Annotated in this window: 17 protein-coding genes; 11 read left to right on the top strand and 6 right to left on the bottom strand. The window is 66.9% G+C overall.

Going from position 1 to position 26,939, the window contains the following annotated elements; translation table 11 throughout:
- Positions 1 to 131: 131 nt before the first annotated feature.
- The 5 genes from yccS to ACZK3W_RS20085 form a co-directional block, all read right to left on the bottom strand.
- Complete coding sequence (gene yccS / locus ACZK3W_RS20105) at positions 132 to 2,309, bottom strand: YccS family putative transporter (RefSeq protein ID WP_125895794.1); 2,178 nt, start codon at positions 2,307 to 2,309, stop codon at positions 132 to 134.
- Between the two features lie 129 nt (positions 2,310 to 2,438).
- Positions 2,439 to 4,496: a TonB-dependent siderophore receptor gene (locus ACZK3W_RS20100; RefSeq protein WP_248858381.1), complete on the bottom strand. Its 2,058-nt coding sequence runs from the start codon at positions 4,494 to 4,496 to the stop codon at positions 2,439 to 2,441.
- Positions 4,497 to 4,833: 337 nt separating this feature from the next.
- Complete coding sequence (locus tag ACZK3W_RS20095; protein WP_125895792.1) at positions 4,834 to 7,956, bottom strand: efflux RND transporter permease subunit; 3,123 nt, start codon at positions 7,954 to 7,956, stop codon at positions 4,834 to 4,836.
- Positions 7,957 to 7,987: 31 nt separating this feature from the next.
- Positions 7,988 to 11,221, bottom strand: coding sequence for an efflux RND transporter permease subunit (locus tag ACZK3W_RS20090; protein ID WP_125895791.1), 3,234 nt, complete (start codon positions 11,219 to 11,221; stop codon positions 7,988 to 7,990).
- Between the two features lie 74 nt (positions 11,222 to 11,295).
- The gene (locus ACZK3W_RS20085; protein WP_125895790.1) at positions 11,296 to 12,537 is read right to left on the bottom strand and encodes an efflux RND transporter periplasmic adaptor subunit; all 1,242 of its coding nucleotides are present in this window, start codon (positions 12,535 to 12,537) and stop codon (positions 11,296 to 11,298) included.
- A gap of 187 nt (positions 12,538 to 12,724) precedes the next feature.
- Here ACZK3W_RS20085 and ACZK3W_RS20080 point away from each other — a divergent pair, with 187 nt between their 5' ends.
- The 11 genes from ACZK3W_RS20080 (at position 12,725) to ACZK3W_RS20030 (ending at position 25,179) form a co-directional block, all read left to right on the top strand.
- Entirely contained in the window at positions 12,725 to 14,044 is a 1,320-nt protein-coding gene (locus ACZK3W_RS20080; RefSeq protein ID WP_125895789.1) for a M20 family metallopeptidase, read from the top strand.
- Positions 14,045 to 14,663: 619 nt separating this feature from the next.
- Positions 14,664 to 15,482, top strand: a complete 819-nt coding sequence (gene queF / locus ACZK3W_RS20075) for an NADPH-dependent 7-cyano-7-deazaguanine reductase QueF (RefSeq protein WP_478445133.1) — start codon at positions 14,664 to 14,666, stop codon at positions 15,480 to 15,482.
- Between the two features lie 219 nt (positions 15,483 to 15,701).
- Entirely contained in the window at positions 15,702 to 15,995 is a 294-nt protein-coding gene (locus ACZK3W_RS20070; protein ID WP_005419771.1) for a LysM peptidoglycan-binding domain-containing protein, read from the top strand.
- A gap of 44 nt (positions 15,996 to 16,039) precedes the next feature.
- Positions 16,040 to 16,552, top strand: a complete 513-nt coding sequence (locus tag ACZK3W_RS20065) for a hypothetical protein (protein ID WP_125895952.1) — start codon at positions 16,040 to 16,042, stop codon at positions 16,550 to 16,552.
- Positions 16,553 to 17,468: 916 nt separating this feature from the next.
- Positions 17,469 to 19,691 (top strand): NADP-dependent isocitrate dehydrogenase, encoded by a 2,223-nt coding sequence (locus tag ACZK3W_RS20060; RefSeq protein WP_125895950.1) that lies wholly within the window; start codon positions 17,469 to 17,471, stop codon positions 19,689 to 19,691.
- 308 nt (positions 19,692 to 19,999) lie between these two features.
- On the top strand, positions 20,000 to 20,965 hold the full coding sequence (locus ACZK3W_RS20055) for a hypothetical protein (RefSeq protein WP_125895949.1): 966 nt from the start codon (positions 20,000 to 20,002) through the stop codon (positions 20,963 to 20,965).
- Positions 20,958 to 21,506 (top strand): GTP-binding protein, encoded by a 549-nt coding sequence (locus ACZK3W_RS20050; protein WP_125895948.1) that lies wholly within the window; start codon positions 20,958 to 20,960, stop codon positions 21,504 to 21,506. The genes ACZK3W_RS20055 and ACZK3W_RS20050 overlap by 8 nt, the downstream gene beginning before the upstream one ends.
- Positions 21,499 to 21,915, top strand: a complete 417-nt coding sequence (locus ACZK3W_RS20045) for a roadblock/LC7 domain-containing protein (protein WP_049401646.1) — start codon at positions 21,499 to 21,501, stop codon at positions 21,913 to 21,915. The genes ACZK3W_RS20050 and ACZK3W_RS20045 overlap by 8 nt, the downstream gene beginning before the upstream one ends.
- Before the next feature lie 53 nt (positions 21,916 to 21,968).
- Complete coding sequence (locus ACZK3W_RS20040; protein ID WP_005419760.1) at positions 21,969 to 22,328, top strand: hypothetical protein; 360 nt, start codon at positions 21,969 to 21,971, stop codon at positions 22,326 to 22,328.
- A gap of 168 nt (positions 22,329 to 22,496) precedes the next feature.
- The gene (gene aceK / locus ACZK3W_RS20035) at positions 22,497 to 24,227 is read left to right on the top strand and encodes a bifunctional isocitrate dehydrogenase kinase/phosphatase (protein ID WP_180838254.1); all 1,731 of its coding nucleotides are present in this window, start codon (positions 22,497 to 22,499) and stop codon (positions 24,225 to 24,227) included.
- Positions 24,228 to 24,288: 61 nt separating this feature from the next.
- On the top strand, positions 24,289 to 25,179 hold the full coding sequence (locus ACZK3W_RS20030) for an energy transducer TonB (RefSeq protein ID WP_032130286.1): 891 nt from the start codon (positions 24,289 to 24,291) through the stop codon (positions 25,177 to 25,179).
- Positions 25,180 to 25,213: 34 nt separating this feature from the next.
- Here the strand turns inward: ACZK3W_RS20030 and ACZK3W_RS20025 are convergent, their stop codons facing one another.
- Complete coding sequence (locus tag ACZK3W_RS20025) at positions 25,214 to 26,788, bottom strand: sensor domain-containing diguanylate cyclase (RefSeq protein ID WP_125895641.1); 1,575 nt, start codon at positions 26,786 to 26,788, stop codon at positions 25,214 to 25,216.
- Positions 26,789 to 26,939: the final 151 nt, after the last annotated feature.

Here is a 26,939-nt window from a genome sequence, read left to right as displayed (position 1 = left end):
GGGGAGCAGGGATCGCCCAGTATCCGCGCGGGAACGTGATCGGGGCGCATCGCCATACGCAACACACGGTTGCACGCGGTGCAGTAGATCCACGCCATGCGTGGATGGAATGTCCGACCAGCGATGAGGGATCAGGTCAGGCTGGTCACCGCCTCATTCGCCGCCGCCCGCACCTTCGGCAGCATCCGCAGCACCAGCGCCATCTGCGTGCGGATCAGCTGCAGCTTCGGCGGCATCGCCTCGTCGATCTGTTCCAGTTCGGCGGCCACCGCGCGGTCGGCATCATTGTCCTCTTCCGCGACCGGTTGCCGAGCGCTCAGGGCCGTCGCCAGCTGCTGCAGCGCCTTGCGCACGCGCTCACCGGCAGCCAGCGCCAGCGGATCGCCGGCGTAGCTGTCCACCTGGTCGCGGTGCGCACCCAGGGCCGACAGGTGCCCGAGCAGTGTGTTGGACAGCGCCAGGAAGTGGAAGCCGGCATCCAGATTGCGGCGCACATGGCCGGGCTCACGCAGCATGTTCGACAACGCGGTGGACAGCGCGGCGTCGGCGTTGTGCATATCGCGGCGGGCGATGCGGTAGGCCAGATCGTCACGCATGCCGCTGCGGTACTGGCCCAGCACCGAATCCAGATAGCGCGCGGCGGTGTCCAGCACCCGCGCCAGCACAAGATGCAGCTGCCGGCCCTGCCAGTCGGGCAGGATCAGGAAGGCGGCCGCGGCGGCGATCGCACAACCCAGCAGCGTATCGACCATGCGCGGCACGATCAGCACGAAGCCGTCGCCGATCAGGTTGAAGCAGGTCAGGGCCATCACCGTGATCGCCGCCGACGCCACCAGGTAGCGGTCGGTGCGGGTGAAGAAGAACAGCAGCGCCGACAGCAGCGCGATCAGCAGCTGCACGTGCAGTTGCGGGAACAGCTGCAGCAGTGCCCACGTGAGCACCAGGCCGGCCACGGTGCCGACGATGCGTTGTGCAAGGCGCTGGCGGGTCGCGCCGAAGTTGGGGCGGCACACGAACACGATGGTCAGCAGCACCCACGAGCCGTTCTGTGCATTGAACAAGCGGATTGCCGCGAAGCCGGCGATCAGGGCCAATGCCATGCGCAGGCCGTGGCGGAACAGGACCGAGCCGGGCGTGAGCTGCTGGCGCACGCGCACGCCCATCTCGCGCAGGGTGTGCGGGTTGCTGTCGCGCAGGCGGGTATCGACGTTGTCCAGGCTGGCCTCGGAGCGCTCCGCATCCAGCAGGCGGCGCTCGATGCTGCGCAGGTTGTGCACGAGTAGATCCAGCGAGCCAAGCAGTCGCTGCCACTGCGGCCGCTGCTGGTCGCGCAGATAGGCCAGCGCATCGGCCAGGTCGCGCCCGGCCTGCTGGTTGCTTTCGCCATACACGAACGGACGGCGCAGGCGGATCGCCTCGCCCAGCCGTGCGCAGGCCTGCCCCTGCAGGTCGAGCAGGCGCTGGCAGCGGTACAGCACATCGCTGTGGAAGAAGGCATCGACCAGCGCACCGTAGGGGTAGTGCGAGGAGCTGGCGCGCTCGTGGAAATCCTGTGCCATGTAATAGAGGCGCAGGTACAGGCCGGAGTTCACGCCGGGCCGCCCGGAACGGCCGAAGCGGGCCAGGATCGCGGTCTTGGCTTCATTCAATGCACCGACCACGCGCCGGTTCTGTTCGGCCAGGTCGAGCTGGCGACGCTGCAGGTCGGCCTCGCGCACCGGCTCGAACAGTGTTGCCTTCAACTGCAGGTAGCGGCCCAGTTCAACGTACAGTCGCGCCACGCGTTCGCGTACCGGACGGTTGGCGAACAGTGCGGTCCACAGGATCGACAGCAGGCCGTACCAGACCGCACCGGCCAGCAGGTGGCTGACCGCGTCCAGCGCGCTGTGCAGGTCGCTGGCGCCATGCTGCTCCAGCCCGATCATGGTGTAGATCGCCAGCGTTACCGTGGCCTGGGCGATGGACGCATAGCGCTCGCCGAGCGCACCCAGCAGGGTCAACCCGAAGGTGGACAGCGCCAGCGCGCCGATGAAGATCCATGGCCAGGGGAACAGCCAGATCACCGAAGCGGCGGCGAGGCAGAAGCACAGCAGCGACAGCAGTACCGCCTTGGTACGGCCCCACCAGTTGTCATCGGTCTCGGCGATGGCGCTGGCGATGATGCCGAGGAACACGCCGGGCAGGGCAGTGAGCGCGTCCAGCTGCCAGCACACGGCAAGCGCTGCGGTCAGGGCGATGAACACCCGAAGGCCATAACTGGCCTTTTCGTGGGCCCACAGGCGGCTGAGGCGGGATTCGCGGGCGGGCATGCAGGCTCGGTGGAAGGGTCTCCCACCATTATTGCGGGTGCGGGGTGAAATATGGAGTGCGGACCAACGGTCCGCACCCACCGTCCATGTGCGGGCCCGTCGTCCGCATGGACGGCGGGGACCGGCACCTTACATCTCCCAGCGCACGCTCACCGCGAACGTGCGCGGCAGGCCGGCGCCGGCGTTGGACCAGTACTTCCGGTTGGCCAGGTTCTCGACGCTGGCACGCAGGGTCACCGGATGGCCGGACGCCAGCAGGCGATAGCCGATGCCTGCATTCACCAGCGTGTAGTCAGGCAGCTTCAGGGTGTTGTCGGCGTCATACCAGACATCGCCGTAGTAGCGCACGGCGGCGTAGGTTTCCAAGCCGTCTACCCACGGCAGCTGGTAGGTGGCGTGCAGTACCCCGCTCCAGCGCGCAGCACCGGCGGTGCGGTTGCCTTCCTGTGCGGCACTGCCCGGGGACAGCTTGTCGTAGGTCGGATCCAGCCAGGTCACGCCGCCGCCGACGGTCAGTGCATCGTTGAGGTGCAGGTCGGCACTGGCTTCAATGCCTTCGTACAGCGTGATGCCGTCCTGCACCAGGCGCTTGCCGGCCGGCGTGAGCTCATCGATGTTGGCACCACGTTCCAGCCGGAACGCGGCCACGTTCGCATTCCAACGCGCCGCTTCGACCTTGGCCCCGATCTCGTACTGCTTGCTGATGGTGGGATCGAGCACGTCACCGGCGTTGATGTAGCTGTTGCCTACGCGGCTGCCCGCTTCGAGCGACTCGATGTAGCTGGCGTAAAGGGTGACCGCCTCGCTGGGCTTGAACATCACGGCGTAGGTCGGGGTGACCGGGTAGGTGTGGTATCGCCCCTTGGTTTCGAAGTCGTTGTAGCGCCAGCCCGCCAGCACCGACCAGCCGCTGCCGAGGTTCACCGTATCGCTTGCGAACACCGCCTGCTGCACCGTCTCGTCGCCGCGGGTCATCACCCGCGAACCAACGGCGTCGTGGCGGATGGCATGGCGCTGGTACAGGTTGGCGCGGCCAATCAGGTTCCACTCGTAGGGGCGGTCCCACCCCAGTCCGGTCTGGTGGCTGATGCCCGCCACCACCTGATGCTGAAGGGGGCCGGTGCGGAAGCTGCCCTGCAGCATCGCCTGGGCCAGCTTCCACTCGCTCTTGCCACCCAGTTCGTAGACGTTGACGTCGTAGTCGCCGTTGAGATCGTCGATGTAGGCGAAGATCTTGTTGACGTCATTCCACGAGGTGGTGACGCCGTAACTCAGGCTGGCTTTCCAGTCGCTGTTGATCTGCCAGTTCAAGCCGGTCGACAGCAGGCTGGAGCGTGTGTCGTAGTAGGTGCCGGGCACGCTGTTGTCGGTATCTCCGGCGATCGGCCGCGGCAACGAGGTCAGGCCACGGAAGTAGTACTGCGGTGATTCCTCGCGCAGGTCGCGCGACTGGAACACTCCGTCGAAGGTCCAGGTGAGCGCATCGCTCAGGCGCGCGTCCAGCGACAGCGCGCCTACCTTGCGATCGACATGCCCGCCGTTGAAGGTCTCACCCTTTTCCTGGAAGGCGTTGAAGCGGTAGCCGAACATCTGCTCGTTGCCGAAGCGGCCGCCAACGTCGATGCCGCCGCTGACGATGCCCTGTTCGCGCCAGCCCAGCTGGGCGGAGAAGGTGGGCGTGTCCGTCGGCTTCTTGGTGATGTAATTGACGATGCCGCCGGGGGTGCCGAAGCCATACAGGAATCCGCCCGGGCCTTTCAGCAGATCGACCTGTTCCATCACTTCCAGCGGCCATTCGGTGCCCCAGGAAGAGACCTGCAGGCCATTGACCCGGTAGCTGTCGTAGTTCAGCTCCAGCCCGCGGTTGCGGATGGGCGAGCTCCAGCCACTGGCATAGGCGCTGACCTGGGTGCTGACCGAAGGGTCGAGCAGGAAGGCTTCGCCCAGCGAGACCACCTGGCGCTGCTCGATCTGCTCGCGGCCAACAGCGGTGATCGCGAACGGAGTGTCGCGCAGGGCGCGGTCGCCCAGTGCGCCAGCGTCGGTATGGGTGCGTTCGGCGGTGACCTTCACCGCATCCAGATCGGTGGCGTTACGGCTGACGGCCGGCGCTTCGGCATGGGCAGCGCAGGCGGCTGACAGGGCGATGGCCAGCAGGGCCAGGCGGGGAGAACGGGAAGGCAGCATCGATGGTGGTCCTCGACGGACGGCCACAGGCCATCCGCCCACGGGTGGGGGAAGGGGCAGTGGCTGGGATCACGCAGGCTGGCCGGAGATGGCAGCGGGGCGCCGCGAAGGGGCGCAGGACCATGGCTGGATGAGAATTGTTCTCTTTTCGTTACCGTGCGTCAAACCCGGAGGTATGCGGACCAACGGTCCGCACCCACCATCCGTGCCCACGGTTCGTACCCACCATCCGCTCCCACGGTAGTGCCGGCCGCTGGCCGGCAGATTGGCTGTACGGAGAACACCGGCCAGCGGCCGGCGCTACCAGTAGATCCACGCCCTGCGTGGATGGGCCCTTCTACGCCCGTTGCGCGCGCTTGAGCAGCTTCGCTTCGCGCCTGCGTGCGCGACGTGCGCGCCAGCGCTCGGCCAGGCAGGAGAAGATCACGTACAGCGCCGGCGTGCTGAGCAGGGTCAGGCTCTGCGAGAACAGCAGGCCGCCGATCATCGCGATACCCAGCGGACGACGCAGCTCGGACCCTTCGCCGAGGCCGATCGCCAGCGGCACCGCCGCCAGGATCGCCACCATCGTGGTCATCATGATCGGGCGGAAGCGCACGATGCTGGCCTCGCGTGCCGCTTCGCGCGGTGCCAGCCCATGTTCCCGCTGCGCCACCAGCGCGAAGTCGATCATCATGATCGCGTTCTTCTTGACGATGCCGATCAGCAGCACCAGCGCGATCATCGAGATCACCGACAGTTCGGTACTGGTGCCGAACAACGCCAGCAGCGCACCCACGCCCGCCGCCGGCAGCGTGGACAGGATGGTGACCGGGTGGATCAGGCTCTCGTACAGCATGCCCAGCACCAGGTACACGGTCAGGATCGCGGCAAACACCAGGATCAGCATGTCGCTGGGGTCGGAGTTGAAGCCGAAGCCGGCGTCATCAGCCAGGCGGATGTCGCCGGGCATGCGCATGCCGGCCACGGTCGCGTCGATGATCGCCTTGGCCTCGCCCATGCTCACGTTCGGCGCCAGGTTGTAGCTGAGGTCCATCGTCGTGTACTGGTTCTCATGGGTGATCTGCGAAGGCGCCAGCCCCGGCACCTGCTTGGCCACCGCCGTGAGCGGCACCATGTCGCCGTTGCGCGCACGCACATGCACCTCGTCCAGCGCCGCCGGCGTAGCGGTCTGCGAGGGCAGGGCGTTGACCACCACGCTGTACTGGTTGATGTCCGAATAGATGGTCGAGATCTGGCGCTGGCCGAACGCACCGTACAGGGCGCCGTCGATGGCGCCGACCGAAACACCCAGGCGGGCGGCCTTGGCACGGTCGATCTCGATGTTCTGGCGCAGCCCGGCATTGTCCACATCGGTGCCGACGTCGCGCAGCTTCGGGTTCTTCTTCAGCTCCGCCTGCAGCTTGGGCAGCCATTCCTGCAGTGACGCCAGGTCATTGCCCTGCAGCGAGATGCGGTACTGCGCGCCCTGGCTGGAGCCACCGCCATCGTTGCTGGGCAGGTCCTGGATCGCGCGCAGGCGCAGCTGCAGGTCGGGGTAGCGGTCGGCCTTGGCGCTCAGTCGCGCCAGGGCATGTGCGGTGGTTTCGCGGCGGCCTTCCTTGCGTGATTTCAGCTCGACGTTGAACTGTGCGCTGGAGCCCTGGCGACCGCTGCCCAGGCGGACACCCACGGTCTTCACCGCCGGGTCGGCCATCAGCATGTCGGTGATGCGGCGCTGGCGGGCGACCATGTCCTCGAAGGATACGGTGGCGCTGGAGTTGGCGCGGCCCCAGATCAGGCCGGTGTCCTGCGGCGGGAACGCGCCCTTCTTCACCGCGCCGAACAGGAAGACGGTGGCACCGATCAGCAGCAGCGGCGTCAGCGACAGCAGCAGCGCATGGCGCAGAGAGAAATCCAGGAACACGGTGTAGATGCGCAGCATGCGCTCGTGGCCGGCATCCAGCCAGCGGCCGAAGCGCGACGGCGGCGCCGTGTGGTCGTGGGCGCTGAGGAAGCGGCTGCACAGCGCCGGGGTCAGGGTCAGCGAGACGATCATCGAGACCACGATGGCCGCCACCAGGGTGACGGTGAACTCGCGGAAGAACGCGCCCATCATGCCGCTGGCGAACAGCAGCGGGATGAACACCGCCACCAGCGAGGCGGTGATCGAGACGATGGTGAAGCCGATCTCGCGCGCGCCGGTCAGCGCTGCCTGCATCCGCGGCATGCCTTCGTCGAGGTGGCGCATGATGTTCTCGATCACCACGATCGCATCGTCGACCACGAAGCCGATCGCGATCACCAGCGCCAGCAGGCTCAGGTTGTTCAGGGTGAAACCCATCACGTACATCACCAGCGCGGCACCGGCCAGCGACAGCGGCACGGTCACTGCGGCGATCAGCGTGGGTGCCAGCCGGCGCAGGAACAGCGCCATGGTCAGCACCACCATCGCCAGGCTGATCAGCAGAGTGATCTGCACTTCATGCAGCGACGAGCGGATGGTCGGCGTACGGTCGAAGTACGGCGTCATCGTGGTGCCCGGCTGCAGGTAGTCGCGCAGCGCGGGGATCTGTGCCTTGACCCGGTCCACGGTCTCCACGATGTTGGCGCCGGCGCGGGTGAACACGTACATCACCACCGCCGGCTTGTGGTCGAACCACGCGGCCTGGTAGGCATCCTGCTGGCCGTCGTAGACGTTGGCGATGTCCTTCAGCCGGATCACCCGGCCATCGCCCTGGGTCTTGACCACCAGGTCGGCGAAGTCGGCGGCGCGTGCCACCGAATCGTTGGCGATGATCGCGGTGGTGGTGTTGCCATCGCTGAGGAAGCCGGTGGGTGAGGTCACGTTGGCCGCACGCACCGCGTTGCGCAGGTCATCGGCGGTCAGGCCGAGTGCGTTCATCAGGCGCAGGTTGACGTCCACACGCACCGCCGGCGTCGAGGCACCGGCGATGTCGACCGAAGCAACACCGCTGATCTGGCGGATGCGCTGCGCCAGCAGCGAATCGGCGACGTTGTACAGCTCGTCGGCCGACTGCGTCTGCGAAGTCAGCGCGATGGCGATCACCGGGTCGTCGTTCGGGTTCGCCTTCTGGTACATCGGCGAGCCCATGCCCGAGGGCAGGTCGGCCTGCGCCGAATTGATCGCGGTCTGTACGTCCAGCGCGGCCGAATCGATGTTGTGGCCGCTCTGGAAGATCATGAACACCAGCGAGCTGCCTTCCGAGCTCGACGAGCGCATGCGGTCGATGCCCGGCAGCTGGCCGAGATGACGTTCCAGCGGCGCGGTGACCGTGGAGGCCATGGTTGCCGCATCGGCACCGGACTGGCTGGCGTGCACGAAGATCACCGGGATCTCGATGTTCGGCAGTGCCGACACGCCCAGCCGCAGATAGCAGATCAGGCCGACCATGAACAGGCCGATGGCCAGCAGCGCGGTGCCGATCGGACGGCGGATGAAGGGGCCGGACAGGTTCATCGTGCGGCCCCCCGCAGCAGCGGGGCGTGGATCATGCCTGCGGCTCCTGCAGCGAACCGTCGCGCAGTGCGCGCTGCTCGCGGCGGCGGGCCAGCCATTCGGAGAAGCGCTCCATATACAGGTAGATCACCGGCGTGGTGTACAGGGTGACCAGCTGCGACAGCAGCAGGCCACCGACGATGGCGATGCCCAGCGGGCGGCGCAGTTCCGAGCCGATGCCGGTGCCCAGCGCCAGCGGCAGTGCACCGAGCATGGCCGCGGCGGTGGTCATCATGATCGGGCGGAAGCGCAGCAGGCAGGCGCGGCGGATCGCTTCATGCGCGTTGGCGCCGGCGCGGCGCGCCTCGATCGCGAAGTCCACCATCATGATGCCGTTCTTCTTGACGATGCCGATCAGCAGCACGATGCCGACGATGCCGTCCACGGACAGGCTCAGCCCGCACAGCATCAGTGCCAGCAGCGCGCCGACACCGGCCGGCGGCAGCGTGGAGATGATCGTGATCGGGTGAATGTAGCTCTCGTAGAGCACGCCCAGCACGATGTAGATCACCACCAGCGAGGCCAGCAGCAGCCACACCACATCGGTCTGGCTGCCGGTGAATTCGGCGGCCTTGCCGATGAATTCGGCATGCAGGTGGGTGGGCATGTCCAGGCTGTCCTTGGTCTCCTGGATTGCACGCACGGCGTCGGACAGCGAATAGCCCGGCGCCACGTTGAACGAGACCGTCACTGCCGGCAGTTGCTGCTGATGGCTGACCACCAGCGGCGCACTGCTGACCTTGCCTTCGGCCAGTGCCGACAGCGGAATGATGCTGCCCGCGCCGACGGTGATACCGGTGTTCTGCGCGCCGATGCCGGTAGCCGTCGATGAGTTCGACGAGGTGACCTGGCCGAAACTGGTGGCATTGGTGCCGGTCAGTGCACCGGCACCATTGGAGGCAACGGCCAGCTGTTCCATGAGCGCGGTGCTGGTGCGGAACTCCGGCGCCACTTCCAGCACAACCCGATACTGGTTGAGTTCGGTGAAGATGGTCGAGATCTGGCGCTGGCCGAACGCATCGTAGAGGGTGTCGTCGATGGTCTGCATCGGCACGCCCAGCACGCTGGCCTTGTCGCGGTCGATGTTCAGTTCAAGCGCGCGGCCCTGGTTGGACAGGTTGTTGTCGACGTCGGCCAGTTCCGGGCGCTTGCGCAGCGCTTCGGTCAGGCGTGTGGCCTGGGTGGCCACGGTCGCCGGATCGACGTCCGACAGCGAGTACTGGTACTCGGTGGCGGCCACGCGGGTATCCAGGGTCACGTCCTGGACCGGCTTCAGGTACAGGGCCACGCCCGGAATACCGGCGACGGCCTTCTGCAGGCGCGGCAGGATCTTGTCCAGGCCGTCGCGCTCGCCGCGTTCCTTCAGCACGATCGACAGCTGGCCCTGGTTGAGCGTGGGATTCATGCTGCCCGCGCCGATGAAGGCTGACACGCCGGTCACGTCCGGGTCCTGGCGCAGCGCTTCGGCCACCTGCTTGGTGCGCTGCTCCATCTGCGGGAAGGCGATGTTCTGGTCAGCCTGGACCACGCCGGTGATCAGGCCGGTGTCCTGTTCGGGCAGCAGGCCCTTGGGAATCAGCACGTACAGCAGCACGGTCAGCACCAGTGCGCCGCCGGCCACGGCCAGGGTCAGGCGCTGGTGGTCCAGCACCCAGTCCAGGCTGCGCTCGTACAGGCCGACGGTGCGCGTCCACAGGTTCTGCTTGCCGGCCGCCGCCGCACGCTCATGTGCGTCCTCGCCTTCGGGCAAGGCGTCGGGCTTGAGCAGGTAGGCGCACATCATCGGGGTCAGCGTCAGCGAGATCAGCATCGACAGCACGACGGCGATGCTCAGCACCCACGCGAACTCGTGGAACAGGCGGCCGGTGACGCCGGGCATCAGCAGCAGCGGCAGGAACACCGCCACCAGCGAAACGGTCAGCGACAGCACGGTGAAGCCGATCTGGCGCGCACCGATTTCGGCCGCTTCCTTGCCACTCTTGCCCTGCTCGATGTAACGCACGATGTTCTCGATCATCACGATCGCATCGTCGACCACGAAGCCGGTGGCCACCACCAGCGCCATCAGCGAGAGGTTGTCCAGCGACATGCCGGCAAAGGCCATCACCGCGAAGGTGCCGGCCAGCGACAACGGCACCGCCACCGAGGGAATGATCGTGGCCCACAGGCGGCGCAGGAACACGAAGATCACCGCCACCACCAGGCCGATGGTCAGGATCAGGGTGAACTGCACCTCATGCACCGAGGCGCGGATGGTCTCGGTGCGGTCGTTGAAGATCTCCAGGTGCACGTCGGCCGGCAGCACGCCCTGCAGCTGCGGCAGGATCGCGCGGATGCGCTCGACGGTCTGCACGATGTTGGCGCCCGGCTGGCGGCGCACTTCCAGCAGCACCGCCGGCTTGCCATCGGCCCAGGCCGCCAGCTGGTCGTTCTCCACGCCGTCGACCACGTCGGCCACGTCGGACAGCCGCACCGGGCGGCCGTTCTTGTAGCTGATGATGGTGTCGCGGTACTCGGCGGCGCTGGCCAGCTGGTCGTTGGTGCCGATGCTGTAGGACTGGGTCTTGCCGTTCAACGAGCCCTTGGGCGCATTGACGTTGGCCTGGGTGAGCGCGCTGCGCAGCTGTTCCAGGGTCAGGCCCATGTTCGACAGCTGCGCCGGATTGACCTGGATGCGCACGGCCGGGCGCACGTTGCCGGCAATCGAGACCAGGCCGACGCCCTGCACCTGCGACAGGCGCTGGGCCAGGATCGAGTCGGCGTAATTGTTGACGTCGCGCAGCGGGCGCGTGTCAGAGGTCAGTTTCAGGGTGACGATGGCCGCGTCGGCCGGGTTCACCCGGTTGTAGACCGGCTGGTAGGGCAGCGACGAGGGAAGGGTGGCCTGGCGGATCGCCGCCTGCACGTCCTGCGCGGCGATGTCGATGTCGCGGTCCATCGAGAACTGCAGGATGATCGTGGACAACCCGGCCGACGAGTCGGAGGTCATCAGCTCCAGCCCGGAGATCTGCCCGAACTGGCGCTCCAGCGGCGTGGTGACCAGCGAGGCCATGGTGGTGGCGTTGGCGCCGGGGTACTGGGTGGTGACCACCAGGCTGGGCGCATCGATTTCCGGCAGCGCCGACACCGGCAGCTTGCGGTAACCGAGGATGCCCAGCAGCAACAGGCCCGCCATCAGCAGCGAGGTGGCGATGGGGCGGCGGATGAAGATCGTCGAAAAGCCCACGGACTGATCCTTGCTGGCACTTCAATGTCGGCGCCGGCAGGCTTGCCGGCGCGAGGGAGGTCGGTAGCCTGCGCTCAGCGCGGGCCGCCGCCACGACGGCCACCGCCGCCGTTCTTCTGCTCGGCGGCCTTCAGCTCGGCTTCGGTCGGCACCGCCGGGGTTTCGCCCGGCTTCAGCGCGGTGACCTTGCTGCCCGGCTTCAAGCGGAACTGGCCTTCACTGACCACCCGCTCGCCGCCCTTCAGGCCCTCGGCGATCTGCACCTGGCTGTCACCCACTTCCACGCCGCTGCGCACGGTCTGCATCTTCACCGTGTTGTCGCCCTGCACCACATAGACGTACTCGCCGTCCGGGCCACGCAGTACGGCCTGGGTCGGAATGACCACGCCACCGGCAATCGTGCGCAGCTGCATGCGCACGTTGACGAACTGGCCCGGCCACAGGCCGTTGTCGGTGTTGTCGAAGATCGCGCGCGCCTTGAACGTGCCGCTGTCGGCACTGATCAGGTTGTCGACCACGTCAAGCTTGCCGTCGCCGGACAGCACGTGCGAATCGGCGCGGTCCAGTGCCGCGACGGGTACCGCACCGGCGGCCTGCGCCTGGCGCACATCGCCGAGCTGGCGCTCGGGCAGGTTGAACAGCACGTGGATCGGATGGATCTGGGTCAGCGTGACCAGCGCGGTGCCGGCGTTGACCACGTTGCCGGCGTCGACCGCGCGGATGCCAGCGATGCCGGTGATCGGCGCGGTGACCTTGGTGTACTGCAGCTGCACCTGCGCCGAGCGCATGCTGGCCTCGTTCGCCGCGACTGCGCTTTCGTACTGTGCCACTTGGTTTCGCTGTGTATCCAGATCGGTCTTGGCGACGAACTGGCGATACTCCGGCGCGTTCGAGCGCTGGTAGTTGGAACGCGCGGTGGCCAGCAGCGCCTCGTTCTGGCGCTTGGAGGCCACGGCCTGGTCATAGCTGGCCTGGGCGGTGCGCGGGTCGATCACCGCCAGCACATCGCCCTTCTTCACTTCCTGGCCTTCGCGGAAATTCAGGCTCATCAGCTGGCCGCCAACCTGCGGGCTGACGGTGACGGTGTTCATTGCGGTCACCGTACCCAGCGCGCTGGCATAGACCGGCACGTCCTGGCGTGCCGCATCCACCACGGTCACCGGCACCGGGCCGGCATCCGGGTCTTCACCGCCCTGGCGCGCAGCTGCCGCCGGGCTACCGGCCTTGTCCTTGCCCCCGCCGAGTACGCGCAGGCCGACCACGGCCAGCACCAGTACCGCCACGACCAGCAGCACGATCTTCCAAACACGTGACATTCAAGGACTCCAAGAGGGCTGGACGGGGCGCGGCCCCGGTTGGCAATGCGCAAAGCATACCTGCGCCACATCACGTTTCCTGCATGACGGATGGGACGGGCGCTAAGACCGGATCCGGCCACGGAGGTTCCCGTGGCGGCGGTGTTGCCCTACATTCAGCTGGACCCCTCTTGCTGTGGAGATTGCGATGCGCCGTTCGCTGCTGCTGTCCGCCCTGCTGCTGGCCCTGCCGGCCGTTGCCCACGCCCAGGCCGGGCAACGCCCCGAAGTGACCGCTGCTGCCCAGCGCCTGCAGGCCAAGGTGGTTGAATGGCGCCGCGACTTCCATCAGCACCCGGAACTGTCCAACCGCGAGGCGCGCACCTCGGCCGAGGTCGCCAAGCGCCTGCGTGCGATGGGCTTGAAGCCGAAGACCGGCATCGCCCACCACGGCGTGGTGGCGATCATCGAAGGCGGCAAGCCCGGCCCGAAGATCGCGCTGCGTGCGGACATGGACGCGCTGCCGGTAACCGAACAGACCGGGCTGCCGTTCGCCTCCAAGGCCACCGACCAGTACCGCGGCCAGACCGTGGGCGTGATGCATGCCTGCGGCCATGACGCGCACACCGCCACCCTGCTGGGCGTGGCCGAGGCACTGGTGTCGATGAAGAAGGACCTGCCGGGCCAGGTGATGCTGATCTTCCAGCCGGCCGAGGAAGGTGCACCGCCGCCGGAAGAGGGCGGTGCCGCGCTGATGCTGAAGGAAGGCCTGTTCGCCGACTTCAAGCCGGAGGCGGTGTTTGGCCTGCATGTGTTCTCCAGCGTGCAGGCCGGCCAGATCGCGGTGCGCGGTGGCCCGCTGATGGCCGCCTCGGATCGTTTCGGGATCAAGGTGATCGGTCGCCAGACGCATGGCTCGGCGCCGTGGAACGGTGTTGATCCGATCGTGGCCACCGCTGACCTGGTCGGCACCGCGCAGACCATCGTCAGCCGCCGCGCCAACCTGTCCAAGCAGCCGGCGGTGCTGACCTTCGGCGCGATCAACGGGGGCATCCGCTACAACATCATTCCGGATGAAGTGGAAATGGTCGGCACCATCCGTACCTTCGACGAAGGCATGCGGCAGCAGATCTTCGCCGACCTGCGCAATGTGGCCGAGCACACCGCCGCCGCGCACGGTGCCAAGGCGGTGACGGACATCTACGAGTCGGAGGGCAATCCGGCCACGGTGAACGACCCGGCGCTGACCGCGAAGATGCTGCCGAGCCTGCAGGCAGTGGTGGGCAAGGACAACGTGTACGAGCCACCGCTGCAGATGGGTGCGGAGGATTTCTCGCTGTACGCGAAGGAAGTGCCGGGGATGTTCTTCTTCGTCGGTTCGACCAGCGTGGGCATCGACCCGGCGACGGCACCGGCGAATCATTCACCGAAGTTCCTGCTGGATGAGAAGGCGCTGGATGTGGGACTGCGCGCGCTGCTGCAGGTGAGCCTGGATTACTTGAACGGTGCCGGCACTCCTGCGGGGTGAGGGTTTCAGGCAGGGCTGCGCCCTGCACCCGCCGAAGCAACGGCAACGTCAACGGCAAAAGCGGTGCTGGATTTCTGTTGGTTGGGCGGGGCGGTGTGGGCCTGCAGGACACGCCGTAAACCCGTCCATGGGGGCTCGATGGCGCCATCCATGGCGCCAACGGTCCTGCAGGCCCACACCGCCCCGCCCCCGACAGGTTCACGCGGCTGTTGGTGGGTGTCGACCTTGGTCGACACGGGCAGACATCCGGAATGTCTGAAGGATTGGCTTTTGATTTTGATTTTTCTGATCTTTCCCGTGGTGGTGGCCGCGTGCAGGGAACTGTCAGGGGCCGGGTGGGTAGGCGGGGCGGGGGTGTCCGCGGCATGGGCCCGAGGCATGCCTCGGGCGGGCTGGGCAGGACGCCCAACCCCGGTTTTGCCGTGTGCGCAGGACAGCGCACACGAGCAAGCCGCGGCCAAGCCCCCAAGGACGGGTTAACGGCGTCCCCCGACCCGCCTGCCCACCCGGCCAGGCCGATAGACCGCCTTTCGCGACCATCCAACACAACCACCACGGAGGGGCTCCGCCGTTGGCCGGCCCGGCCGAAGGCCCGCCGTCCGCGCGATACAATGCCCCCATGAACACCCCACAGGATTCCAGCCTCGGTCGCGAGGTCAGTTACCCGTCGCAGTACGATCCCGGCCTGCTGTTTCCCATCCCCCGCAGCGGTGCCCGCGCCGAGATCGGCCTCGACGACGCCGCGCTGCCGTTCGTCGGCCATGACCGCTGGCATGCCTTCGAGCTGAGCTGGCTCGACACGCGTGGCAAGCCGCAGGTCGCCGTCGCCACCGTGCAGGTGCCGTGCACCTCGCCGCGGCTGATCGAATCTAAGTCGTTCAAGCTGTACCTGAATTCCCTCAACAGCACCCGTATCGACAGCGCCGAGGCACTGCGCGCGCGCATCGTCGACGACCTGTCTGCCTGCGCCGGTGCGCCGGTCCAGATCGAGTTCGGCCTGCCGGGCCTGCGTGAGACGCCGCTCGGTGAATCCATCGACGGACTGGACGTGGAGATCGACTGCTACGGCCCGCCGCAGGCGGACTTTCTGACTGCCGACGCGGGCGAGGTGGTGGAGGAGACCCTGGTCTCGTCGCTGCTGAAGTCCAACTGCCCGGTCACCGGCCAGCCGGACTGGGCGACGGTCAGCCTGCGTTACCGCGGGGCGAAGATCGACCGCGCCGGCTTGCTGCGCTATCTGGTCAGCTACCGCGAGCACGCCGAGTTCCACGAGCAGTGCGTTGAGCGGATCTTCAGCGAGGTGTCCGCCCGCTGCCAGCCGCAGTGGCTGGAAGTGGAGGCGCGCTATACCCGCCGTGGTGGCCTTGATATCAACCCTTGGCGTGCCAGTCCCGGCATCGCCGCCCCCGCTGCGACCTACCGCGAACTGCGGCAATAACTGCCGCAGGCGATTACGGGTAGTGCCGGCCGCTGGCCGGCAACCGCAGGGAACCCGCATCCAGGGCCAGCGCAAGCCGGCCAGCGGCCGGCACTACCGGGCGTCTATTCCCCCGATTGTTCAGCCGCCCCGGGGGGCGGCTTCACATCTGCACCATCCCCATTTAACAACCTCCATGGCACCGTGCGAATCACGTAGTCATGCAGACGGGAGTTGTGGATGAGTACCGAGAAGAAAGCCGATTTCTCCGGCGTCAGTGGCAGTGTCGACAGTACCGCCGAGCAGGTGCCGAAGGCGGACTTCTCCGGCGTCAGCGCTTCGGTGGACAGCACCGCAGACGTTGTCAGCGGCGGCACCTATACCGTGCAGAAGGGTGACTCGCTGTCGAAGATCGCCAAGCAGCATCTGGGCGACGCCAATGCCTGGAAGAAGATCTTCGAAGCCAATCGCGATGTGCTTGACGACCCGGACAAGATCTTCCCGGGCCAGACCCTGAAACTGCCGCCGAAGTAAACGGCGATCGAACGCCGTCCGACAATCCCTGGGAGGAACCCCGAATGATCAAGACCACCCCGCTCCAGACCGCCCTGATTGCCGCCCTGCTGGGCAGCGTTGCCCTGGTCGGTTGCAAGAAGAAAGAAGAGTCGACCGACAGCAACGCCGCCCCGGCAGCGACCACCCCGGCCGAACCTGCAGCTCCCGCGCCGATGACCGGCGCACCGCCGCCGATGGCCGAAGCCGCTGCGGTCAGCGTCTCCTCGGTCACCGTCGGCAAGACCGCAGCCGCCGACAAGTCGGTTGCGACGACGGCATTGTTCGCACCGAAGGATGACGTCATCGTCTCGGTCAAGACCGACGGTGCTGCCAACAACGTCACCGTTGGCGCGAAGCTGACCTACCAGGACGGCCAGGTGGCCGGCGAACAGAACGCCACCCTGAACACCAGCGGTGCGGAAACCACCAACGTCACGTTCAAGAATGCAAAGGGCTGGCCGGCCGGCAAGTACCGCGCCGAAGTCACCGTCGATGGCAAGGCGGCCGGAACGCCGCAGGAGTTCGAGGTCAAGTAAGTCCTGCCGACTCTCTCCCGGCAGGGCTCACGATGGACGCAGCCGCGAGGCTGCGTCCTTTTTTGTTGGGCGATGCCCGCTTTAGGGAGGCTAGCGGGGTACGCTGAACGGAACACGGACAGGTCGGGGGACAGCATGCTCAGCTGGATTGCGCTCACACTCGCAATGGGACCCGCGAATCTCTGGAGCTACAGCTGCGACCACTTCCTATACGGCGCCTGTCTGCGCGTGCCAACAGGCATGTCCGTGACCTACGAGGCACCTGTTGACTTTGGTCTGCACCGCATCAGGCATGAAGGTAGGGAAGTCGCCTTGATCTACGAGGGCGATGCCCCCGAAAAGCCTGCGTCAGGAAGCACGCCGGATCTGCGCTTCACGGACGGCGGATATGTCGTGTCGGGGTATGCAAGGGCGGAAGGACCTTCCACCCGGTACGACGTCTACGTTCGACCCGGATCATCTGGCGCCGGTTCGCTGCATATCCGAGGCTCTGCAGCGACGGCTGATGAACTCGCCAGCCTGGCCGCCGTCGTTGGGGGATTCCGAATCTGCAACTTCCAGCAAAGCAAGCGCTCGCAGACCTTGATCTGTCCAAGGCGTGCCGAGTGGGGGCAGCGATTGTCGGAGTGGGTCATGCGTGCCTCAACGAGCGAGAAGTCGAATTAGCCATCAAGCCTCAGCTTCCTGACCGGAAGCGAGCCAACGACGAAACACAGCGGTCCAGTACCGCCGCGTATGGCACAGCTTTGCCCCGCGCGGCTGAAAACGCGACAATGCAGGGGTTTCCCCGCCGCGCGCCCACCCTGACGGCGACGGGGGAAAGCGCGGGGCCCGGCCTCGCGCGCGACACGGTTGCACGTGGCCCGGCGCTGGCGCCGGCCTTCCCCTGAGCATTGCTACAGAGTCCAAGTCCCCCATGTCCAAGATCCTCTACACGCTGACCGACGAAGCACCGTTCCTGGCCACCCAGTCGCTGCTGCCGATCGTCGACGCCTATACCTCCACCGCAGGCATCGCGGTGGAAACCCGTGACATCTCGCTGTCCGGCCGCATCCTGTCGCTGTTCCCGGAACTGCTGAGCGACGCGCAGAAGGTCAGCGACGACCTGGCCGAGCTGGGCCAGCTGGCGACCACCCCGGACGCCAACATCATCAAGCTGCCGAACATCTCCGCTTCGGTGCCGCAGCTGAAGGCGGCCATCAAGGAACTGCAGGACCAGGGCTATCCGCTGCCGGATTACCCGGAAACCCCGGCTGACGACCAGCAGCGCGACTACAAGGCGCGCTATGACAAGGTCAAGGGCAGCGCGGTGAACCCGGTGCTGCGCGAAGGCAATTCGGACCGCCGCGCGCCGCTGTCGGTGAAGAACTACGCGCGCAAGCACCCGCACCGCATGGGTGCCTGGGCGCCGGATTCGAAGTCGCACGTCGCGCACATGGCCGCCGGTGACTTCTACGGCAGCGAGAAGTCGGCCACCCTGGCCAACGCCGGTGCGCTGAAGATCACCTTCCACGGCAACGACGGCAGCACCGTCGTGCTGAAGGAAAAGACCGCAGTGAAGGCGGGCGAGATCGTCGATGCCGCCGTCATGAGCCGCAAGGCACTGGCCGCCTTCATCGGCGAGCAGATCGCCGACGCCAAGGCCCAGGGCGTGCTGTTCTCGCTGCACCTGAAGGCGACCATGATGAAGGTCTCCGATCCGATCATGTTCGGCGTGGCGGTCAACGAGTTCTACAAGGACGTGCTGGCCAAGCATGCCGACGTGCTCAAGCAGGCCGGTTTCGATGCCAACAACGGCATCGGTGACCTGGCTGCGCGCCTGCCGTCGTTGCCTGAAGCCGCCCGTGCGGCGATCGAAGCCGACCTGGCGGCCGAGTACGCGCAGCGCCCGGGCGTGGCCATGGTCAACTCGGACAAGGGCATCACCAACCTGCACGTGCCGAGCGACGTGATCGTCGACGCCTCGATGCCGGCGATGATCCGCGACTCCGGCAAGATGTGGAACGCCGAAGGCAAGCTGCAGGACACCAAGGCGGTCATTCCGGACCGCTGCTACGCCGGCGTGTACCAGGCCGTCATCGACGACTGCAAGGCGCACGGCGCCTTCGACCCGGCCACCATGGGTTCGGTGCCGAACGTCGGCCTGATGGCACAGAAGGCCGAAGAGTACGGCTCGCACGACAAGACCTTCCAGATCGCCGCCGACGGCGTGGTCAAGGTCACCGACGATGCCGGCACCGTGGTGTTCGAGCACGCCGTGGAAGCCGGTGACATCTGGCGCATGTGCCAGACCAAGGACGCGCCGATCCAGGACTGGGTCAAGCTGGCCGTCGAACGCGCCCGCCTGAGCAGCACCCCGGCCGTGTTCTGGCTGGACGCCGCCCGCGCCCACGACGCGCAGGTCATCGCCAAGGTCGAGCAGTACCTGAAGAACCACGACACCGCCGGCCTGGACATCCGCATCCTGCCGCCGGTGGAAGCCACCGCGTTCTCGCTGGACCGCATCCGCAAGGGCGAGGACACCATCTCGGTGACCGGCAACGTGCTGCGCGACTACCTGACCGATCTGTTCCCGATCATGGAGCTGGGCACCAGCGCCAAGATGCTGTCGATCGTGCCGCTGATGGCTGGTGGTGGCCTGTTCGAGACCGGTGCCGGTGGTTCGGCCCCGAAGCACGTGCAGCAGTTTGTTGAAGAGGACTACCTGCGCTGGGATTCGCTGGGTGAGTTCCTGGCCCTGGCCGCGTCGCTGGAACACCTGGGCAACCGCTACGACAACGCCGCGGCCCGTGTGCTGGCCAAGGCGCTGGACGAAGCCAACGGCCAGTTCCTGGACAACGACAAGTCGCCGTCGCGCAAGCTGGGTGGCATCGACAACCGTGGCAGCCACTTCTACATCGCGCTGTACTGGGCCCAGGCCCTGGCCGCGCAGGACGAGGACGCCGCACTGAAGGCGCGCTTCGCCCCGCTGGCCAAGGCGCTGACCGACAACGAGCAGAAGATCGTCGAAGAGCTGATCGCAGTGCAGGGCAAGGCCGTGGACATCGGCGGCTACTATCGCCCGGACGTGGCCAAGGCCAGCAAGGCGATGCGCCCGAGCGCGACCTTCAACGCCGCGCTGGAGCAGCTGCGCGGCTGATCCATCGCCGTTCGGCCGTGACACCGGAACCCGCGCTTCGGCGCGGGTTTCTTTTTGGGCCAGGATTACTGCGGCCCTTCATCCACGCATGGCGTCGATCTACCGGGGTCCAGAACCGTGACATCCATCGGCTGTCGGAATGCCGTCAAAGGGGCATGAAACTTGCCCGCGATGGCCGTCGCAGAAACGATAGGAGGCAGTCTGCAACCGCCTTCAATCTGAGCAGTCGATCACGACGGTCTTCGCTGGCAATGCCCTAGCCTTGGCGACGCGAGACCACCGGGGAGGTGGTCGCTCGGGGAACACGGATGGCACGCGTGCTGGTAGTGGGAACCGACATCCAGGGCGAGCAGGCCCTGCTGCAACGGCTGCGCCTGGCGTCGGCACTGCCGGATGGCCAGATCCGCCGCAGCCAGGATCTGGACGATTGCGACCTGCTGGTCATCCGCGATACCCCTGCACTGCGCAACGCGGCCCAGCGCATGCGCCAGCAACGCCCGCGATTGCAGTGCTGGATCGAGGATATCGGCGGCCAGCTGCGTGACGGCGACGGGCACCAGGACGTGCTTGACGATGGTGCCATCGGCCGCGCGCTGCGCCGCATGCAGTTGGCACCGGAGCCCATGGCCATGCACGCACCCGCACCGATCCGTCTTGCCGATGGTGCACACGCCATCACCCGCCTGCTGCGCGAGCGGCTGCCGCTGCGACAGGGGCAGGCACTGTTGAGTGATGCGAGCGGGCCTCTGCTGCTGATGGATCTGGAGCACGACCAGGCCGTGCTGCTGCAGGAACCGGCTGCGGCGCTGGTGGAGCGTCTGGCCGATGCCTTCGAACACCTGCAACTGGATGCGCTGACACCCGCACGCCTGCAGGCGCTGGCCGGTGAGCGGCCACGCCAGCCACTGCGACCGCTGCTGTGGCAGTGGGCACAGCGCAGCCGCCATTGGCAGGCATTGGACGAACGCCTTCGTGGCGCTTCAGTGAAGCTGCTGCGCTGGCCGGACTTCCGCGTACTGGGCCACGACCATGATGGCTTCCGCCTGTGTTCGCTGCTGCTCAAGCGCGCGTGCACGGTTGACGAGTGCGTGATGCTGCTCGAGTTGCCGGCTGCGGCGGTGCGCGATTTCATCCATGCCGCCTACCTGTGCGGCTACGCGCAGCTGCAGACTGCATCGGCGACGCCGCTGATGGCGACAGGTGGCACCCGCACCGACAACGGCCTGCTTGCCCGCCTGTGGCGGCACCTGCGCGGGAGCGAACGCAATGCGTGAGCACAAGGTGGTGGTGCTGGGCGGCATGGGCAGCGGCAAGTCGACCCTGGTACGCAGCATCGCGGTTGGCGCGGTGGTCGACACGGATGTGGCCAACAGTGATCGCCTTGGCGCCGACAAGGCGTCCACCACCGTGGCGCTGGACTACGCAGACATCGATCTGCCCAATGGCGAACGCCTGCGGTTGTACGGAACACCCGGCCAGCAGCGTTTCGATTTCCTGTGGCCGATCCTGCTGCAGGGCGCGCGTGGCGCGGTGCTGCTGCTGGATGCGCGTCGTGCCGGCATGGCCACCGAGCTGGAGGACTACCTGCAGGTGCTGCAGCCGTTCGCATCATCCTTGGCACTGGTGGTGGCGGTCACCCACCTGGACCAGGCACCGCAGGCCGCACTGGATGACTGGGCCGCCCGTGCCAGCCTTGACGACCATCCACTGCCGCTGCTGGCCGTGGATGCCCGCGACCGCGAACAGGGACTGTTGCTGATGGATGTGTTGATGAGCGAAATGGAAGCGTACGCACTGGTGGCGGCGCATGGCTGACGGGCAGATGGCGGTACTGCCCGATGCCGGTCAGCGTGAGCGCCTGCAGCCGCTGCTGCAGGACCTGCAGCAGCGCGTGGAAGGCGTGCGCACGGTGGTGCTGGCCAGTGTCGATGGCTTCGCCCTGGTCAGTGCCGGGGCCGAAGGGCGCGGCGAACGGCTGGCGGCGATGACCAGCGCGATGCTGGCGCTGGCCGCGGCAGTTGGCCGCGAACTGCTGCTGGGCGATCTGCAGACGCTGATGCTGGAAGCCGCGGGCGGCAAGGTGCTGATGCTGGCGATCCAGGCCGAAGGGCGCGCACCGCTGCTGCTGATGGCGGCCTGCGACCAGCGCAGCGTGATCGGCCAGGTGCTGTGGCAGAGCAGGGAATGTGGCCAGGCGATCCTGGCCGAACTCGGCGGATCGTGAGCCCGGCCGCAGGGGAACGAGGGGCTCGAACCAACATCGACAAGGGGTGCGACGTGGCTGGATTGAATGAATCGTTGAACGCACTGATGGGCATCGACGGCGCGCAGGCAGTGGCGCTGGTCGACTACGAAAGCGGCATGCTGCTGGGCGAAGCCGGTGCCGGCATGGACATGGAAGTGGCCGCCGCCGGTAACACTGAAGTGATCCGCGCCAAGATGAAGACCGCCGCGTCGCTGAACCTCAACGACAGCATCGAGGACATCCTGATCTCGCTGGGCAAGGCGTACCACATCATGCGCCCGGTGGCGAAGAAGAAGGGCCTGTTCTTCTACATCGTGCTGGACCGGACCAAATCCAACCTGGCGCTGGCGCGGCGCAAGGTGCAGGACGTAGAGGCCGAACTGGCGATCTGATCCGCCGGCGCGTTGTAGAGTCGAGCTTGCTCGACTGCTTCTGCCCCTGCCTTCTGTAGAGTCGAGCCGTGCTCGACTTCGGCCAAAAGCAGTCGAGCATGGCTCGACTCTACACAAGCCACCCCACGCCAGCGTATGGTGAAGCCGGTCCTCCCGGATGAGCCCTGCATGTCCACGCCTGACATCGTTGCCGAGCTGGCGCCGCGTATCGCCGGTGCCATCCGCGATGGTTTCGAGCAGTACCATGCCCGCTTCGCGGCGATCACCGCGCGGGCGCGGCAGCGCTTCGAGCAGCGCGATTGGGCGGGTGCGCGACAGGATGCGGTCGAGCGCATCGCCCTGTACGACCTGTGCATCGCCGAGCAGATGGATGCGTTGCGCCGCCTCGCCGGTGACGCGATCGGCGAGCGTGCGCTGTGGCTGCAGGTGCACGCGCAGTACAGCGGGCTGCTGCAGGGCCTGATCGACGCCGAGCTGTACAAGACCTTCTACAACACGCTGTCGCGGCGCCTGTTCGCTACCCGCGGCGTGGACCCGGCGCTGGAATTCATTGCTTTCGACGTCGAGCCCTCCGATGCAATCACCCATCCGGTCGCGCGGCATACCTACGCGGTCTCGCCGACGCGGCCGGTGGAGGCCCTGCAACGCGTACTGGCCGACTACCGTTTCGACATCCCCTATGCGCACCAGCTGCGCTGTGCGGCGGCCATCGCCGTGCGCCTGCAGGACGACCTCGCCCATTGGGGGGACACGCCGGTACGCAGCATCGAACTGCTCGACACGGTGTTCTACCGCGAGCGCCGCGCTTACCTGGTTGGCCGCGTGTTCGGCGAGCATCGCTTTTCGCCATGCGTGATTGCCCTGGTCAACGATGCGCGCGGCCTGCGTGCCGATGCGGTGCTGACCCGGCGCCGTGATGTCGCCCATCTGTTTGGCGTGTCGCGCAGCTACTTCCAGGCTGACCTGGGCACCGTGGGCGACGCGGTGGTGTTCCTGCGCAGCCTGCTGCCGGGCAAGCCGATCGACGAGATCTACACGGTGCTGGGACGTGCCAAGCAGGGCAAGACCGAGCGCTACCGAACCTTCTTCCGACACTTCAACGAGCATCCGCAGGAACGGCTGGTGCATGCCGAAGGCACGCCGGGCATGGTCATGGCGGTGTTCACCCTGCCCAGTTATCCATTGGTGTTCAAGCTGATCCGTGACCGTTTCGCCTGGCCCAAGGCAATGTCGCGGCAGCAGGTGGAAGAGAAGTACGCGCTGGTGTTCAATCTCGATCGTGTCGGCCGCCTGCTTGATGCGCAGCCTTATCGCCACCTGCGTTTCCCGCGCGAGCGCTTCGCGCCGGCCCTGCTGGAAGAGCTGCTGCAGCAGTGCGCGCAGAGCGTACGTGTCGATGGCGACGAGGTCGAAGTCGCACTGTGCTATGTGCAACGTCGTTTCCGTCCTTTGAACCTGTACCTGCGCGAGCAGTCCGGCGAGGCGGTGCGCGCGGCGGTGCTCGACTACGCGCAGGCCATCACCGACATGGCGCGCAACAACATCTTCCCCGGCGACATGCTGCCGAAGAACTTCGGTGTGTCACGGCACGGCCGGGCCGTGTTCTATGACTATGACGAGCTGTGCCTGGTCAGCGACTGCGTGTTCCGCGCCTGGCCGCAGCCACGCACGCCAGAGGAAGCGATGGCCGACGAGCCGTGGTTCCATGTCGGCCCGCGCGACGTGTTTCCCGAGCGCTTCGGTCCGTTCATGGGCCTGCCTGCTCCGGAGCTGGCAGCCGTGCGCGAGCACTACCGGCACCTGTTCGACCCGGGCTGGTGGCAGGGCCTGCAGGAACGCTTCGCCCGGGGTGATTATCCGGACACGCCACCCTACGCGGGCGCACACCGGCTGGCGTGAACCGGCTGTCATGGCGGCTGGGACTGGGATAGGCTCGCCGTTCATCACCAAGGATCCGGCAATGATGCGTTCCCCACTGTTTCTCGCCCTCGCGTTGGCCGTAGGTGCCGGCGCCCCCCTGCTTGCAGGCGATGCCACTGCGCAGACCGCACGTGCTGTACGTGCGACTGCGGAAATGAGCATGGTGCTGTCCGGTCATATCGAGGTCACGCCGGAGGGCGCGGTCCGCTCGCTGGTGCTGGACCAGAAAGCCATGGTGGCCCCGAGCATCGCCTCCTTCGTGGAAGGCACCATCGGTGGCTGGCGCTTCGAGCCCACGCTGCGCGATGGCCAGGCAGTGGCCACGCGGGCCCCTTTGCGCGTTCGCCTGCGCGGCAAGGCTGCGGCCGATGGCGGTTATGAAATCAGCATGACCAGTGTCGACTTCAGCGAGTACGATCCGAAGGCCACCGATTCGGTGACCCAGCTGCACATGACGCCGCCGCGCTACCCGGAAGCGGCCTACCGTAACGGTGGCCAGGGTGAGGTGCTGCTGTTGGTCAAGGTGGCCCGTGACGGAACGGTGGCCGATGTGGCCGCCGAGCAGGTGAACATGGCCGTGGTCGCACCTGAGCGGACCCTGGCGAAGATGCGCGACATCCTGGCCAGAGCCAGTGTCAGCACCGCCCGCACGTGGACCTTCAAGCCGCCGACCACCGGCGAGGACAGCACCCGGGACAGCTGGACGGTTCGCATCCCGGTGAACTTCGCCCTGAACAATGATCCCAATGCAGTGGCGGAACGCTATGGCCGCTGGCGCGCCTTCATTCCGGGGCCGCGGCAGACCGTCCCGTGGCGCGAGGCGGACCCGGTCGAGCAGGTCGGCAGCGATCTGCTGCCGGAAGGCGGCGTCTACATGGTGGACGGCGCCAAGCGCGGCCTGCGCCTGCTGACCCCGCTGGCGCAGGGCTGAGACCCGCTGCGGAGCCGGGCAGCCCGGCTCCGCGTCAGTCCGCGTACGGGTAGACCACCACCCGGTTGCGGCCCTGTTCCTTGGCCATGTACAGGGCCTTGTCGGCCAGCCGCAATGCCTGCTCGGCGTCGACGTGGAAGCTGGGGAAGTGGGCCACGCCCAGCGATACGGTGATGGTGCCGACCGGTTCGAACGGATGGTCGGCGATGTGCTGGCGCAGGCGTTCACCGGCCTGGCGGGCCGATTCAGTACTGATGCCCGGCAGCAGCAGCAGGAACTCCTCGCCGCCGGCGCGGCAGAGGATGTCGCTGTCGCGCGAGTAGCGGCGCATCTGGTCGGCGATGTGGACGATGGCGTTGTCGCCGACGTCATGCCCGTAACTGTCGTTGATCGACTTGAAGCGATCGATGTCCAGCGCCAGGATCGCGAACGGAATGCCCTGCACCTGCAGCGCATCCAGCGCCTGTTGCAGCCCGCGGCGGTTGAGCAGGCCGGTCAGCGGGTCGGTGCGGCTGGCACGGTTGAGCGTGCCGATACGATCCTGCAGCGCATTGAAGCTGTGCAGCACCGCCTGTTTGAGCTGGGCGACCTCGAAGTACCAGGCGCGGATGCCGCTGACGTGGTTGATCGCGTTGCCGGTGTCCTCGCCGCCCTGCACGTTGCGCGCCAGTTGCCACAGCGGCATCGAAATGCGGCGCGCGAACCACCAGGTGACCAGCAGCGACAGCAGGCCGAGTGGAATTGCATTCCAGATCACTGCGGTCATCAACCGCGACAGCGGCTGCAGGGTGGCCTCGGTCGGGCGCTGCGCGATGATGCCCCAGCCGGTGGCCGCCACCGGTGCATAGCCGGCCAGCATCGACACGCCGCGGTTGTTGCGTACCTGCTGTGCGCCCCGTTCTCCGCGCACCACGGCCTTCACCGCCGGGTTGCCGACCACGTAGTCACCCACCCGCTTGCTATCGGCGTGGTACAGCAGGCGGCCATTGCGGTCCACCACGTACAGGTAGGAACCGTCGCGGTAGTAGTGCTTGCCCAGCAGCGTGTGCAGTGCACTGCGCTGGCGCAGGTACAGGGTGCCGCTGACATAGCCGCGATAGCGGCCCTCGCGGTCGAAGATCGGGTGCGACAGCGACACCAGCAGCTTGCCGGTGGCCGATTGATAGGGATCGCTGATCATCGGCTGGCGCGCCGCCAGTGCCGCGTTGTTGCCGACACTGTGCAGCACCTCACCCTGCAGCTGCAGGGTCTGCGGCGAGGTGGCGATCACCAGGCCGTCGGCATCCACCACCAGCGAGGAGTTGAAGCTGCTGGACTGCAGCTGCAGGCGGCTGGCTTCATCCTGGGCCTGCTTCGGATCAAGGTCGTCCTCGCCCAGGCGGGTCGCGGCATAGGCCAGCTGCTGCTGCGCGGCCAGCAGGAAGTTCTGGGTGGTCTCGGCCAGCTTGGTGGCGTAGACGCGGTTGGCTTCCAGGGTATTGCCGACCAGCTGGTCGCGCTGCACCCGGTAGCTGGCCAGCAGGGTGTTGGCCAGCGCGATGATGGCGCTGAGCAGGGCCAGGGCGAGGATCAGCTTGCCCAGGTTGAGGCGGGGAGACAGCGTTCGCATGCGTCGACGGATCCGGCAGGAGGCTGGACCCGACCGGTTCTCCGGAAGGGGCGACAGCGGGAATCGGTGGCCGGGCCCACGGGGCCGGGCAGGGTATCGCGCGGATTATCGCCAAAAGCGGGCGCCAGCGAAGTGAAGTGCGTCGCCCTGC

The organism is Stenotrophomonas sp. 80084_Sma (assembly GCF_056481995.1).
Note: the sequence above shows the minus strand (reverse complement) of the source record. Positions and strands in the feature narration are given on the sequence as shown.

Bases quoted from the DNA above. Each gene is read 5' to 3' on its own strand.
- yccS (WP_125895794.1), bottom strand. From the start codon at position 2,309: ATGCCCGCCCGCGAATCCCGCCTCAGCCGCCTGTGGGCCCACGAAAAG.
- ACZK3W_RS20080 (WP_125895789.1), top strand. From the start codon at position 12,725: ATGCGCCGTTCGCTGCTGCTGTCCGCCCTGCTGCTGGCCCTGCCGGCC.
- ACZK3W_RS20070 (WP_005419771.1), top strand. From the start codon at position 15,702: ATGAGTACCGAGAAGAAAGCCGATTTCTCCGGCGTCAGTGGCAGTGTC.
- ACZK3W_RS20030 (WP_032130286.1), top strand. From the start codon at position 24,289: ATGATGCGTTCCCCACTGTTTCTCGCCCTCGCGTTGGCCGTAGGTGCC.
- ACZK3W_RS20045 (WP_049401646.1), top strand. From the start codon at position 21,499: ATGGCTGACGGGCAGATGGCGGTACTGCCCGATGCCGGTCAGCGTGAG.
- ACZK3W_RS20095 (WP_125895792.1), bottom strand. From the start codon at position 7,956: ATGAACCTGTCCGGCCCCTTCATCCGCCGTCCGATCGGCACCGCGCTG.
- ACZK3W_RS20055 (WP_125895949.1), top strand. From the start codon at position 20,000: ATGGCACGCGTGCTGGTAGTGGGAACCGACATCCAGGGCGAGCAGGCC.
- queF (WP_478445133.1), top strand. From the start codon at position 14,664: ATGAACACCCCACAGGATTCCAGCCTCGGTCGCGAGGTCAGTTACCCG.
- ACZK3W_RS20085 (WP_125895790.1), bottom strand. From the start codon at position 12,537: ATGTCACGTGTTTGGAAGATCGTGCTGCTGGTCGTGGCGGTACTGGTG.
- aceK (WP_180838254.1), top strand. From the start codon at position 22,497: ATGTCCACGCCTGACATCGTTGCCGAGCTGGCGCCGCGTATCGCCGGT.
- ACZK3W_RS20100 (WP_248858381.1), bottom strand. From the start codon at position 4,496: ATGCTGCCTTCCCGTTCTCCCCGCCTGGCCCTGCTGGCCATCGCCCTG.
- ACZK3W_RS20060 (WP_125895950.1), top strand. From the start codon at position 17,469: ATGTCCAAGATCCTCTACACGCTGACCGACGAAGCACCGTTCCTGGCC.
- ACZK3W_RS20050 (WP_125895948.1), top strand. From the start codon at position 20,958: ATGCGTGAGCACAAGGTGGTGGTGCTGGGCGGCATGGGCAGCGGCAAG.
- ACZK3W_RS20065 (WP_125895952.1), top strand. From the start codon at position 16,040: ATGATCAAGACCACCCCGCTCCAGACCGCCCTGATTGCCGCCCTGCTG.
- ACZK3W_RS20025 (WP_125895641.1), bottom strand. From the start codon at position 26,788: ATGCGAACGCTGTCTCCCCGCCTCAACCTGGGCAAGCTGATCCTCGCC.